Source organism: Stenotrophomonas sp. Steno-C15 (assembly GCF_056393265.1).
Genome location: NZ_JBWJPF010000002.1, coordinates 246878 through 260602 on the forward strand (window position 1 = coordinate 246878; position 13725 = coordinate 260602).

Below are 13725 nucleotides of genomic sequence, written 5' to 3' on the forward strand. Positions count from 1 at the left end.
AAGAGATCCGATTGCGTAGGCGGGAATCTGCCGATACTGTCGCCAGAGGTGTAGACGTCCAGAGTGGATGGAACGCCACCATGGTACGAGCAAGGGAGGCTTGGGATTGAACTGGTGGAAGAACGATGTCGAGCTGAGCTTCCGGATACGCCCCATCGGACTTTTCATCGCTGGGATGTACGCCGTCACGTGCTGGGCCGCTCGTCAGGTCTCGCTCGACCAGTTTTACCTGCCGGCAGGCATACGTGTCGCTGCGCTGCTGCTCTGCCCTCCGCGCCTTTGGCCCTATCTGCTGCTTGGCGAATATGCTTACTTTGCCCAGATGCGATATCCACTCATCGGGAAGTATGGGCTGGCTTGGGTGATCCTGGGCTCCGTGTTCCTCATGCCAGCGGTAGCCTTGGTCGTGCGGGCGCATCGCAGATTCATGACTGCGACAACGGAGGGCTGGCTTCTCTCGATGGCGGTTTCCGCCGCGCTCATCGCCACCGCATTGAAACTGGGCTTGGCCCACCTGCTCTCCGAGAACCCGTCTTCCGTGCCATTTGCGACACGAGCTGTCCGCTTCGTGCTCGGTGATTACATCGCAATACTGACTGTCGCCCCACTCGCACTGCTCTGGATCCGGCGCCGGTCACTGTACGAGTGGAAGTTTTGGAAGCACGCGCCTACCGTAGCCGCATTGACACTACTGATATCACTGGGCGCATTCATGGCCTCGGGTGTCGAGCTCCCAGATGCCACCAAGACATCCCTGCAACTGGTGATGGCTTTGCCGGTTGTTGCCTTGACCTGCATCCATGGCTGGCGAGGAGCAGCTGTGGGTGTTCCGCTGTTGAACATAGTGATTGCAATGACAACACCAGCATCAGGACTGCCTGGTTCGTTCGACCAGCGAACATTCATGATGCAGCAGCTCATTGCCGTTGCAGGGACGGCGCTTCTTCTACTCGGTTCCCGCATCACTCAGCACTATCATCAGCATGCGCGCCATGATCTGGATGGGAGTCAGACGGCCAGACTTTCGAGAACTGCTCATATGGCCAGCGAACTCGATCTGAGGCAGCGGGCGCTTGATCTCAGGAAGATCGCAGACGGCGTCGAGAAATCACTGAACCAGACTGCCGATCTTCTGAAAATGCACGGACACCATGCACCTGCAATGGATCTGCTGCACACCTCGACGACACATTCACGCCAGTTCCGTGAACTCACAAGCCTGGTGTATCCAACCGAAGTCGAGCAGGTCGGGTTGTATGTTGCCCTGCAGGTCAGCGGCATCAGCGAAAACTGGGACCGGACCAGCAGGGTTGCGCTCCCCCGCATGACGGGCGACCCCTGCAGGCTGAGCATTGCACTGCAGCTTGCTGCCTATCGAACCCTTACCGAAACGGTCGCACTGCTGCTCAAACACGAACGGGGGCAGATCCAGATCCAAGCACGCTGCGGCAGCCTGCATGGTCAACAGGGCATCCTGATCAGTGCATCTCTGTTGGACAGAGATCGCCACTTGTCGCTGGAAACCGCAAAACTGATCGTCGAGCGCCTGAGTTCACGTGCACTGGCCTATGGCGGTAAAGTGCAGACACGTCAAAACCGCGTAAGAGTGCTACTGCAGGAAACGGCCACGAGTGCAACCCACGGCAGCACGCATGCAGCGTGGATTGCTCGCGCCGACATCACCTGACTCTCACTCATCCGCCTCGATCAAGGAAAAGATCATGCTTCAGCGACTCGTGGCCGGCAGTTCGATCGCCCACGTTGCGTTGCTACCAGCACCATAGACGACCAGCGAGAACTCGGCTTGCCTGAGTACCACATGCCGCTGGGACTTTTCCGGCAATGCCAGCCGCTGCGACGGCAATGACACGGTAATCGGACTTTTGCCGGCCGGGAGCGTCCAGAACGTGGTGTCAACCTTGCCGATTATCAGCAGGACCTGTCCGGAGAGGTCATTCACCTGATAATAGTTGATTCCCTCACGCTCGAACCCATACACCAGCCAGTTCGGATCTGCACTCAGATTCGTCGCTGCTGGACGGGACTCACCAAGCCCCGCCTGAGCCATATGTGTTCCGTTGTCGTCACTCGGGCAGCATGCCGCCTCGGCGACGGCAGGTGCGGACAACAGAGTCATTGCAGGCATCAAAAAACGCAGACCAGAGAAATTCACACTCACCCCCGTGTTCGGTTGGACAACGCCAGGCAAACTCACTTCGCCACCCCATGACTGGATGGGCTCTCGGCCTCGCTTGCGGGCTGCCTCAGCCGGACGGAGTCAACCTCAGGCCGCCGGCAGGGTGGCGCAGCCAGCATAACCATCATCCAGCACCAGCGCCACGAGCAGAACTTCCGCCACTCCGCTCGCCGGGCCCCGACACTGAACGTGTCGGCCGGCGTTCACGCGATGACAACGCATGCGGTACCACCACTAAAGTTACGGCCGAAACCGCCGCTACCCGTGCCAAGACTTCCCTGACGTGAGCCTCCGCATCATGCCCGTCCTGCCGCAGGCCGCCGTCGATGGCGACCTCGCCGATCCGCTTCCGCAGCGGATCCTGCTGGTCGAAAACTCCCGTGCCTTCACCGGCATGCTGCGCGAGGCGATCGAACAGCGCCTGGAGCTGCCCGTCGTGGTCGCCTCCACCCTGGCCGAGGCCGACCGCCTGCTCAATGAGGGCGGCGGCTGGTTCCTGGTCCTGACCGGCCTGGTTCTGGCCGATGGCGACAGGGACGCGGTGGTCGAATTCTTCCTGAAACGCGATCTGCCCACCGTGGTGGTCAGTGGCGTGTATGACGAGGATCTGCGCAAGCGCGTGCTGCAGCAGCAGATCATCGACTACGTCCTGAAGAACACGCCCGGCAGCATCGACTATCTGGTGTGGCTGGTGCAGCGCCTGGAACGCAACCGTCGCATCGCCGCGCTGGTGGTGGACGATTCGCCCTCGGCACGCGGCTATGCGGCCGCGCTGCTGCGCATGTACGGCCACGAAGTGTACGAGGCTGCCGATGGCAATGAAGGCCTGGCGGCGATCGAGGCCCATCCTGCGATCCGGCTGGCGGTGGTCGACCAGGAGATGCCCGGCATGCAGGGCGTGGAATTCACCCGCCGCCTGCGCACCCTGCGCTCGCGCGACAAGGTGGCGGTGATCGGCATTTCCGGCAATACCGACGCATCACTGATTCCGCGCTTCCTGAAGAACGGCGCCAACGACTTCCTGCGCAAGCCCTTCTCGCGCGAGGAATTCTTCTGCCGCGTGTCGCAGAACGTGGACCAGCTGGAGCTGATCGGCACCCTGCAGGATCTGGCCACCCGGGACTTCCTGACCGGCCTGCCCAACCGCCGCTGCTTCCTGGAACAGAGCCAGCGCCAGCTGCCCCAGCTGCAGACCCATGGCCAGAGCGTGGCGGTGGCGATGATCGACATCGATCACTTCAAGCACATCAACGATACGCACGGCCATGAGGCCGGCGATGACGCCCTGCGTGCCGTGGCCGGGGCGGTGGCCGTGCATGCGCGCAGCCAGGACTTGATCGCGCGCTTCGGCGGTGAGGAGTTCTGCCTGCTGGTGCCGGACATGGAGCAGGACGAGGCAATGCTCTACTTCGAGGAACTCCGCCAGCGCATCGCGGCGCTGGAAGTGGATATCGGCACCGCCACACTGCGCATGACCGTCAGCATCGGCCTGTGCTGCCTCCGCCCGCAGCGCGATGCGCTGCATCGCCTGATTTCCGAGGCCGACCGTCAGCTGTACCTGGCCAAGGCCGGTGGCCGCAACCGGGTCAGCTGCACCACCATGGGCAGCCCGCTGCGTCCGCGCGAGCCCGCCCTGCCCTGATCGATCCGCTTTGATCCAGATCAACGCTGCCTGCCGGCAGCAGCCCTACAGTCGGCCCCGACATCACGCATGAAGGGGAGCCGGGGATGGCATTACTGGTCTGGCAGGACGATCTGAACATCGGCATCGATGTGATCGACCAACAACACCGCCGCATCATCGAGATGCTCAATCACCTGCATGTGGCCCAGGCCAGCATGCAGCGTGCTGCTGTCGGCGAAGTGATCGACGAGGTTGTTGATTACACCATGTCGCACTTCGCGTTCGAAGAAGAGCTGATGGAGGAAGCCGGCTATCCGTTCTGCGCTGCCCACAAGCGCGTGCATGAGGTCTTCATCAAGCGCGTGGCCGAGTACCGGCTGCGGTTCCAGGCCGGCGAGGACATCAGCGACGAGCTGCGCACGATGCTCTCGCGCTGGCTGTTCAACCACATCCGCGGCGACGACCAGGCCTACGCCGAACAGGTCAAGTCACATCTGAACCAGTTCACCCGTGAACACCAGGGCGGGGGCTGGCTGGGCCGCACGCTCAAGCGGATCTTCGGCTGATCAGCGCACGCGACGCTGCAGTGCCACCAGCGCGGCCAACGTCGCAACCGCGGTCAGGCACAGGTAGTAGCCGACCGCGACCAGGCCGAAGCGCTCGGCCAGCCAGGTCGCCAGGTACGGAGCGGGCGCCGCGCCGAGAATGCCGGCCAGATTGAACGACAGCGATGCGCCGGTATAGCGCACTTCGACCGGATAGATCTCGGCCAGGAATGTGCCGCAGGGACCATAGGTCAGGCCCATCAGGAACAGACCCAGGCACAGGAAGCCCAGCACCAGCCACGGGCTGCCGGGCTGGAACAACGGCGCAAACAGCAGGCCGAAGCCCAGGATCAGCAGGCTGGCCACGATCATCGTCCGGCGGGTGCCCCAACGGTCGCCGTAGCGCGCCGACAGCGGGATGCCCAGCGCGAAGAACAGCATGGCGGCCATCTGCATCAGCAGGAACTGCTCGCGGCTGTAACCGAGTACCGCCGTGCCATGGCCCAGGCTGAATACCGTCATCAGATAGAACAGCACGAAGGTGGCGAATGCGCCCAGCGTACCCAGCAGCATCGGCACGGGATGGTCGCGCAGCACCGTCCACATCGGCAGCCGCACCGGCGCTCTGCGTTCCAGCGCCTTCTGGAAGTCCGGCGTCTCATGGATGTTCAGGCGCACCCACAGGCCCAGCCCGACCAGCAATGCGCTGGCCACGAACGGAATACGCCAGCCCCACTGCAGGAAGTCGTCCTGCCCCATGCTTCGGCCCAGCACCAGGAAGATGCCTGCCGACAGCAGGAAACCGAGCGGCGCGCCCAGCTGCGGGAACATGCCGTACCACGCGCGCTTGCCCGGTGGTGCGTTCTCGGTTGCCAGCAGCACCGCCCCGCCCCACTCGCCGCCCAGCCCCAGCCCCTGGCCGAACCGGCACAGCGCCAGCAGCGCCGGAGCCCACAGCCCGATCTGCGCATGGGTCGGCAGCAGGCCGATTGCGACAGTCGACAGTCCCATGGTGAGCAATGCCGCGACCAGGGTGGCCTTGCGGCCGATGCGGTCGCCGAAGTGGCCGAATACCGCCGAACCCACCGGCCGCGCGATGAACGCCACGGCGAACGTGGCCAGGGATTGCAGCAGCGCGGCCTGGTCACTGCTTTCCGGAAAGAACAGATGCGGGAACACCAGCACCGCGGCGGTGGCGTAGATGTAGAAGTCGAAGAACTCGATGGTCGTGCCGATCAGGCTGGCCAGCAGTACACGGCGAGGGGAATTCACGGGTGACGCGGCAGCGGTGATCGTCGACATCGGCAAGGCAGGCAATCCGGATCGTCCGATTCTGCCACGCATGACCCGGCAGGCGTGACGATGGTTTCAGCCGACACGGATGCAGCCACACGCGATGCGATGTGTTCAGGGCGGTGGTGCCGCCGCTCCCCTCGGGGCGCGGCCCGCTGCTACAGCTGGATCCAGGTGGCCTTGATCTCGCTGTACTTGTCGAAGGCATGCAGTGATTTGTCGCGCCCATTGCCGGACTGCTTGTAGCCCCCGAAGGGGGCGGTCATGTCACCGCCGTCCCAGCCGTTGACCCAGACGCTGCCCGCGCGCAGCTGCCGCGCGACCCGGTGCGCCCGGCCCAGGTCCCGTGTCCACACGCCCGCCGCCAGGCCGTAGCGGCTGTCGTTGGCCAAGCGCACCGCTTCGGCCTCGTCGTCGAAACCCAGCACCGCCAGCACCGGACCGAACACCTCCTCGCGCGCCAGCGCCTGTTCCGGCCGGACCTGGTCGAACACGGTCGGCTGCACGTAGCAGCCGCCTGCTTCCACCTCGGCGCGGCGTCCCCCCAGCAGCAGGCGCGCTCCGTCAGCTTCGGCCATGGCGATGTCCGCCAGTACCTTGTCCACGTGCGCGGCATCGACGAGGGCACCCATCGGTGCGTCGGCCTCCAACGGGTGACGCGGCTGCATGCGCTGGCCATGGGCGATCACCCGATGCACGAACTCCTCGCGGATCGAACGCTGCACCAGCAGCCGCGAGCCGGCGGTGCAGACTTCTCCCTGGTTGAAGAAGATGCCCTGCGCCACCCCCTTGGCCGCCCGCTCCAGGTCGGGCGCATCGGCAAACACGATATGCGGGCTCTTGCCGCCGCACTCCAGCCACACCCGCTTCAGATTGGAGCGCCCGGCATGCTCGAGCAGCTTGGCGCCGGTGGCGGTGGAGCCGGTGAAGGCCAGCACGTCGACGTCCCTGTGCAGCGCCAGCGGCTCGCCCACGCGGGCACCATCGCCCGGCAGAACGTTGAGCACGCCATCGGGCAGACCGGCCTCGCTGGCCAGCGCTGCCAGCCGCAAGGCCGTCAGCGGCGAGCGTTCGGAGGGCTTGAGGATCACCGAATTGCCCATGGCCAGCGCCGGCGCGATCTTCCAGCAGGCCATCAGCAACGGGAAGTTCCACGGCACGATGGCGCCGACCACACCCGCAGGCTCACGCGTGACCAGGCCCAGCTCCTGGGGGCCGGTCGGTGCGATCTCTCCGTACAGCTTGTCCACCGCCTCTGCGGTCCAGGCCAGGCAACGCACCACGCCCGGCAGGTCGATGCGCCGTGCATCGCGCACCGGCTTGCCCATGTCCAGCGTTTCCAGCAGGGCCAGTTCGTCGGCATGCGCTTCCACCAGCGCCGCCAATGCCAACAGCACGCGCTTGCGTTGCGCAGGGCTCACCTGCGACCAGTGGCCGGCCTCGAAGGCGCGCCGTGCCACCTGCACGGCACGCTCCACGTCCTGCGCGTCGCAGTCGGCGACGGTGCCAAGCACGCGGCCGTCGATCGGGCTGACGCAGTCGAAGCGGGCACCGCTGGCGGCATCCACGTAGCGGCCCGCGATGAAGGCCTGGCCGGGAATGGAGAGCTGGCCGGCCAGCGCCTGCCAGTGGCTGCGGTCGGGGAAATCGGCCATGACAGGATCCTGCAGTGCGTGTCGTTCCGGTTATACCGGTGCCGCCGCGACCTCGCCGTGACAGGCCATGCCCCGTGTGCACGGCGGGCATGGCCCGGGCGATGACGGCTGCGCTACAGTCCCTGCATCGGACCCGACGGAACCGGCATGAAGAACCCCGCGAGCGACGTGCACGAGCTGGCCATCCAGCGCCCCGACTCCCTGGAGGCGTACTGGATGCCCTTCACCGCCAACCGCCAGTTCAAGGGCGCGCCGCGCATGCTGGTACGGGCCGAAGGCATGCATTACGAAGACGTGGACGGGCGCCCGGTTCTCGATGGCACCGCCGGCCTGTGGTGCTGCAATGCCGGCCACGCCCGCCCGCGCATCGTCGAGGCGATTGTCGAACAGGCACGCACCCTGGATTACTCACCCGCCTTCCAGATGGGTTCGCCACCGGCATTCGCGCTGGCGCAGGGCCTGGCCGCGCTGGCTCCGGCCGGGCTCAACCACGTGTTCTTCACCAACTCGGGCTCCGAGGCGGTGGATACCGCAATGAAGATCGTGCTGGCCTATCACCGCCAGCGCGGCGAAGGCCAGCGTACCCGTTTCATCAGCCGCGAGAAGGCTTATCACGGTGTGGGCTTCGGCGGCATGGCGCTCGGCGGCCTGCCCAACAACCGCCGCCAGTTCGGCCTGCAGCTGGCGGGCGTGGACTATCTGCGGCACACCCTGGATCTGCAGCGCAACGCGTTCAGCAAGGGCCTGCCGCGCCAGGGCGCGGAACTGGCCGACGATCTGGAGCGGCTGATCGCCCTGCACGACGCGTCCACCATTGCGGCCGTGTTCGTCGAGCCCATCGCCGGTTCTGCGGGAGTGATCCTGCCTGCGCCCGGCTATCTGCAGCGGCTGCGGGAGATCTGCGACCAGCACGGCATCCTGCTGGTGTTCGACGAGGTCATCACCGGTTTCGGCCGGGTCGGCATGCCGTTCGCCGCGCAGCGTTTCGGCGTCACGCCGGACCTGCTGACCTTTGCCAAGGGAGTCAGCAACGGCGCGGTTCCGCTGGGTGGCGTGCTGGCCAGCGATGCGGTGCACGCCGGCCTGATGCAGGGCCCGGCACAGGCCATCGAGCTGTTCCATGGCTATACCTATTCGGGGCACCCGCTGGCCTGCGCGGCAGCCCTGGCCACACTCGACGTCTATGCAGAGGAGCGCCTGTTCGAGCGCGCCATCGAACTGGGCGAGTACTGGCAGGAGCGGCTGCACGCCCTGCAGGGGCTCCCCAACGTGATCGACATCCGCAACTTCGGACTGGTCGGTGCGGTCGAGCTGGCCCCGCGCAAGGATGCTCCGGGCAGCCGTGGTCACGAGGTCTACCGGCGCTGTTTCCACGACGGCGGACTGCTGGTGCGCTGTACGGGCGACATCATCGCGCTGTCGCCGCCGCTGATCGTGGACAAGCCCCAGATCGACCAGATCACCAGCACCCTGGGCGAGATGATCCGGGCCACCGCGTAAGCCCGGGCCGGCGACAGCAAGCAGGTACAATGGTCGGTTCCGTTCCTGCCCGTTGCCGTGCCCATGGACATCGTCGTCAAAGAAGAACTCAAGGCCTACATCGACCCGCTCACGCCCGACGAACATGAGGCGCTGGAGCGCAGCATCCTCGCCGAGGGCTGCCGCGATGCACTGGTACTGTGGGGCGATGTCCTGGTGGATGGCCATAACCGCTACGGCATCTGCCAGAAGCATGGCCTGCCGTTCAACACGGTGCAGAACAGCCGCTTCCAGAGCATGGAGGACGTGCACCTGTGGATGATCGAACAGCACCTGGGCCGCCGCAGCGTGTCCGATTTCCAGCGCGGCGTGCTGGCCCTGCGCAAGCGCGACATCCTGTCGGCACGCAAGCAGATCGAGCAGGCCCAGCTGCAACGCGAAAGCGATGGCATCGCCGCATCGGCCGACGATGCCGGTGAAGACAGCCCACCGTGGGAACCCGCGCCGAAACTCAGCCGTGCGGAACTGGCCCGCGAAGCGAAGCTGAGCACCAGCCAAGTCGGGATGATCGAACGCATTCACGCACAGGCCGCCGCCGAAGTCGTGGAAGCGGTCAAGGCCGGCGTGATCTCGATCAGCGCGGCCGCGGCCGTGGCCGACCTGCCCGAGGAAGAGCAGCGCGCGGCAGCCGCAGGCGGCAAGGACGAACTGAAGCAGGCCGCCAAGCGCGTACGCGAGTCCAAGCGCAAGCCGCGCGCGGCGAAGCCAGAACCGGCGGAAATGGCATTCGATGAGCCCAGCGAGGACGAGATCGCCCTGCGCGATGCGGAAGTGCTGTCCGCGCTGGAGCAGTTGGGTGAGGATGCGCCGGCGCTGCGCCGACGCGTCGTCGCGCTCACTCGCGAGAACGATGCCCTGCGCACGCAGCTGGCGGCATTGCGCAGGCAGCTGGAAGCGCTGTAACGAATGGGTAGCGCTGGGCCATGCCCGGCGAGCGCAGCGGGCCCTGAAAAGCCGCCGGGCATGGCGCGGCGCTACCGATGCGCCGGCATCATCCGGTGGCGGTTAGACTGCCGCCATGACGTCCGCAATCGATCCGCGCCGCGCCCAGCTGCGACGCCTGAAAGCCATCGCCCTGGGCCTGCTGGTGTTGATGTTGGCCGGTTTTGCGGTCAGCCACTGGCAGGGCGAGCGCGGCGCCTGGGCCTGGGTATCCGCCTTCTGCGAGGCGGCAGCGGTGGGCGCGCTGGCAGACTGGTTCGCGGTGGTCGCCCTGTTCCGCAGGCCGATGGGCCTGCCGATTCCCCATACCGCCATCATTCCGCGCAGCAAGGAGCGCATCGGCGACAGCCTGGCGCTGTTCGTGCGCGATCAGTTCCTGGAACCACAGGTGCTGCTGGCCAAGCTGAAGGTGTTCGATCCGGCTGGCCGTCTCGGCAGTTGGCTGGCCGAACCGGCACGCGCACGCATGCTGGCCGACATGGCACGCGGCTGGGCGTTGCAGGCACTGGACTTCTTCGATGAACGCGCCGTGCGCCGGCAGCTGCACGCGTTCGTGGTGCAGCAGTTGCGACAGTGGAACGCGGCATCCACCGCCGGCGAGCTGCTTGCCCTGCTGACCGCCGACGGGCGCCACCAGCGTGTGCTGGACGAGGGCCTGCAGAGACTGGGACGCTGGCTGGAGCAGCCGGAAGTGAAGGAGCGCGCGTCGCAGCTGATCGTGCGCTACATCCAGCGCGAATGGCCGACGCTCTCAAGCACGGTGAACTGGGTGAAACCCATCGACGAGATCGGTGACAGCCTGGCCGAGCGGCTCGCACGCGCCGTGCTGGAGGAGCTGCAGCAGGTACTGGCCGAGCCGCAGCATCCGCTGCGGCAGGATTACGAGGCGTGGCTGGGCAACTACGTCCAGCGCCTGCGCGAAGACCCGGCGCTGGCCGAGCGCATCGAACAGCTCAAGCAGGAGATGATCGACCATCCTGCCCTGCAGGAGTACGTGCAGGGGCTCTGGGCACGCATCCACGCCAGTCTGCGCGCCGACCTGCAGCGCGAGGATTCGGCGCTGGTCGGCCACCTGCAGCGCAGCCTCGCCTCGCTGGGAAGCACCCTGCAGTCCGACCCGGCACTGCGCGATGCACTGAACCAGCATCTGCTGGAAGGCGCACAGCGCCTGACCGGGCGACTGCGCGAGGGGGTCACCACGCACATCGCACAGACGGTCAGGGGCTGGGACGAGCGCCATCTGGTCGAGCAGCTGGAACTGAGCGTCGGGCGCGATCTTCAGTTCATCCGCTTCAACGGCACGCTGGTTGGCGGCCTGATCGGCCTGCTGCTGCACGCGGCAACGGTGGTGTTCCGCTTCTGAGCGTGGGTCCGCTGACCTGCTGCGTGGGCACGGAACGACTCCTCTTTCGTCACGCAGCCTTGATTAACAGAATGCGAATGCCTATCATTTACTGATCGGTGGTGCGCTTGGCCGCACGGGCAAGGAAGACCTGTCCGGTGCCATGTACAGCCCTGACCTCCGGCTGCCCGTCTGCGCGGGCAGCGCTGCATTGATGGGACACGCTGGGCGACGTGCGCGGGGCGCAAGGGGGCCGCATGCGCGTTCGATCCCCTCCCCGACCGACAGGACCACCGTGGACCGCTCGCCCGCAACCGCCAGCTCCCGTGTTTTCTTCCGCAACCCGCGCTGGGGCATCCTGTCGCGCTCGCTGGCCGCGATCTTCGGTGGCTATGCGCTGGCCTCCATGACCGGCGTGTTCTGTGCCGTCGTCCTGCCGGGCGCGCGGGGCCAGACCGTGCTGACCGGCATGCTGCTGGCCATCCTGGTTGCCGCCTGTGCCGCGCTGTGGGCATTCGCCACCCGCAGTGCCCTGCGTGCGTGGATCGGCATCCTCGCCCCTGCCCTGCTGATGGCCGGCATCGCGCGGCTGATGGGAGCCTGGGCATGAAGAATGGATTCCGCCAGTCGATGGCCTGGCTGCACACCTGGACCGGCCTGCTGGTCGGCTGGCTGCTGCTGCTGATCTTCATGGCCGGTACCGCAAGCTACTACCGTGAAGAGATCAGCCGCTGGATGCGCCCGGAACTGCCGGCCAGCACCGTCAGCATCGATGTGGCCGCGCAACGCAGCGTGGACTACCTGCAGACCCATGCGGCGCAGGCCCAGACCTGGTTCGTGACCCTGCCACAGCCGCGCAACCCGGCCATGCAGCTGTTCTGGCGCCTGCCACCCGAGCTGGCCGATCCAAGCCGTGGCCGACGCGGTGCCTTCGGCGATGCCACGCTCGACCCGAACACCGGCGACGAACTGAACGCCCGCCAGACGCGCGGCGGAGATTTCTTCTACCGCCTGCATTTCGACCTGCACTACATCCCCGTGCTGTGGGCCCGTTACCTGGTCGGCTTCTGCGCCATGTTCATGCTGGTGGCCATCATCACCGGGGTGATCACCCACAAGAAGATCTTCAAGGACTTCTTCACTTTCCGCAAAGACAAGGGTCTGCGCTCCTGGCTGGATTTCCACAATGTCAGCGCGGTGATGGCGCTGCCCTACCACGCGATGATCACCTACACGGGCATCGTCACCCTGATGATCATGTACCTGCCCTGGGGCGTGAAAGTGGCCTACCCGCAGGATGAGGACAAATTCTTCAGCGAAGCCTTCGGTGGCCTGCCTGAAGTAACCGCGCCGGCCGAAGGCCGCGCCGCGCCGCTGCCGATCGCCCGCCTGCTGGACGATGCGCGCGCCCACTGGCATGGCGCCGAAGTGGCCGGCTTCACCGTGTCCAATCCGGGCGCGCGCAACGCGGTCATCGACATCCGCCAGCGTGACGGAAAGCGCCTTTCCATTGACACGCCTTCGCTGCGTTACGACATGGTGGACGGCAGGCTGCTGGAACAGACCCCGGCCTCCGGTGGTGCCACCGCCACCCGTGGCGTGCTGTATGGCCTGCACCTGGCGCGCTTCGCCGACTGGGGGCTGCGTGCGTTGTTCTTCCTGTCCGGCCTGGTCGGCTGCCTGATGGTGGCCAGTGGTGTTGTGCTGTGGGCAGTGAAGGAACGACCGAAGCATGCCAAGAGCGGGCGCACCGGCTTCGGCCTGCGCCTGGTCGATGCGTTGAACATCGGTACCGTGGCCGGCCTGCCGATCGCCTTTGCCGCCTACTTCTGGGGCAATCGGCTGCTGCCGCTGGATCTGGCCGATCGCTCCAATGCCGAAGCCAACGTGTTCTTCTATGCGTGGGGCGGCGCCCTGCTGGCCGCGTTCGTCTGGCCGAAACGGGTGATGTGGACGTGGCAGCTGTACGTGGGCGCAGCCGCATTCGCGCTGGTTCCGGTGGTCAACGCGCTGACCACCCACGCCCATCTGGGCATTACCCTGCGCAGCGGCGACTGGGTGCTGGCGGGCTTCGACCTGTCGATGATCGCCTTCGGTGCGATGCTGGCGCTGTGCGGCTGGCGCATGCAGCGCTGGACGCCACCGCTGTCTGCGGCCGAGAAGAAAAAGCGTGCCGCGGCAACCGTTGCGCCCAGGGCACCGACCGAAGCCACCGAAGTGGAGGCCAGCGCATGATGCTGCTGGCGCTGGCGCTTTCCTTCTCTGCGTTCACCGCGTTGTCGCTGGCGATGGAAAGGCACCAGCACGATCTGCACGGCAAAGCCGCCGCCGTTCCGGCACGGCGCGCCCAGTGGCGGGCGCTGGGCTGGTTGCTGCTGGCGGTCACCTTCGCCCTGTGCGTTGCCGACCATGGCTGGGCCATGGGCCCGGTGCAGTGGCTGGGCGTGATGACGGTGGGCGGCGTGACGCTGTCGTTCGGGCTGTATCCCTACCGGCCGCGGTGGATCGTGCCGCTGGCGATCACCCTGCCGTTGCTGGGCCTGGTGGTGGCGCTGGCATAGCCGGTAGCGCCGGGCCATGCCCGGCGA

The 13725-nt window shown here is 66.1% G+C and carries 12 protein-coding genes; 9 read left to right on the plus strand and 3 right to left on the minus strand.

Translation table 11 applies throughout. The features are described 5' to 3' along the window. The first annotated feature begins 106 nt into the window (after nt 1-106). On the plus strand, nt 107-1687 hold the full coding sequence (locus AC06FB_RS03220) for an MASE1 domain-containing protein (protein ID WP_277381557.1): 1581 nt from the start codon (nt 107-109) through the stop codon (nt 1685-1687). 39 nt (nt 1688-1726) lie between these two features. Here AC06FB_RS03220 and AC06FB_RS03225 read toward each other — a convergent pair whose 3' ends face one another. After that, nucleotides 1727-2179, minus strand: a complete 453-nt coding sequence (locus AC06FB_RS03225; protein ID WP_368865423.1) for a hypothetical protein — start codon at nt 2177-2179, stop codon at nt 1727-1729. A 316-nt stretch (nt 2180-2495) separates the two neighbouring features. On the opposite strand from AC06FB_RS03225, the gene AC06FB_RS03230 reads away from it, so the two are divergent. Continuing rightward, on the plus strand, nt 2496-3839 hold the full coding sequence (locus AC06FB_RS03230; protein WP_065176205.1) for a diguanylate cyclase: 1344 nt from the start codon (nt 2496-2498) through the stop codon (nt 3837-3839). Between the two features lie 86 nt (nt 3840-3925). After that, nucleotides 3926-4387, plus strand: coding sequence for a bacteriohemerythrin (locus tag AC06FB_RS03235; protein WP_053516564.1), 462 nt, complete (start codon nt 3926-3928; stop codon nt 4385-4387). Here the strand turns inward: AC06FB_RS03235 and AC06FB_RS03240 are convergent, their stop codons facing one another. Then, on the minus strand, nt 4388-5668 hold the full coding sequence (locus AC06FB_RS03240; RefSeq protein ID WP_053516563.1) for an MFS transporter: 1281 nt from the start codon (nt 5666-5668) through the stop codon (nt 4388-4390). A gap of 149 nt (nt 5669-5817) precedes the next feature. Then, nucleotides 5818-7314 carry an aldehyde dehydrogenase gene (locus tag AC06FB_RS03245; protein WP_111185727.1) on the minus strand — a complete coding sequence of 499 codons (1497 nt, stop codon included), beginning with the start codon at nt 7312-7314 and terminating at the stop codon, nt 5818-5820. A 147-nt stretch (nt 7315-7461) separates the two neighbouring features. Here AC06FB_RS03245 and aptA point away from each other — a divergent pair, with 147 nt between their 5' ends. The 6 genes from aptA (at nt 7462) to AC06FB_RS03275 (ending at nt 13698) form a co-directional block, all read left to right on the plus strand. After that, nucleotides 7462-8814 (plus strand): omega-aminotransferase AptA, encoded by a 1353-nt coding sequence (aptA, locus tag AC06FB_RS03250; protein WP_277381555.1) that lies wholly within the window; start codon nt 7462-7464, stop codon nt 8812-8814. Between the two features lie 63 nt (nt 8815-8877). Beyond that, nucleotides 8878-9756, plus strand: a complete 879-nt coding sequence (locus tag AC06FB_RS03255; RefSeq protein ID WP_197601199.1) for a ParB N-terminal domain-containing protein — start codon at nt 8878-8880, stop codon at nt 9754-9756. 115 nt (nt 9757-9871) lie between these two features. Beyond that, entirely contained in the window at nt 9872-11158 is a 1287-nt protein-coding gene (locus tag AC06FB_RS03260; protein WP_128987861.1) for a DUF445 domain-containing protein, read from the plus strand. A gap of 274 nt (nt 11159-11432) precedes the next feature. Then, nucleotides 11433-11747 (plus strand): DUF3649 domain-containing protein, encoded by a 315-nt coding sequence (locus AC06FB_RS03265; protein WP_053518219.1) that lies wholly within the window; start codon nt 11433-11435, stop codon nt 11745-11747. Then, nucleotides 11744-13372 carry a PepSY-associated TM helix domain-containing protein gene (locus AC06FB_RS03270; protein WP_277381554.1) on the plus strand — a complete coding sequence of 543 codons (1629 nt, stop codon included), beginning with the start codon at nt 11744-11746 and terminating at the stop codon, nt 13370-13372. Before AC06FB_RS03265 ends, AC06FB_RS03270 begins: the two co-directional genes overlap by 4 nt. Continuing rightward, the gene (locus AC06FB_RS03275) at nt 13369-13698 is read left to right on the plus strand and encodes a DUF3325 domain-containing protein (RefSeq protein WP_065181206.1); all 330 of its coding nucleotides are present in this window, start codon (nt 13369-13371) and stop codon (nt 13696-13698) included. The genes AC06FB_RS03270 and AC06FB_RS03275 overlap by 4 nt, the downstream gene beginning before the upstream one ends. Nucleotides 13699-13725: the final 27 nt, after the last annotated feature.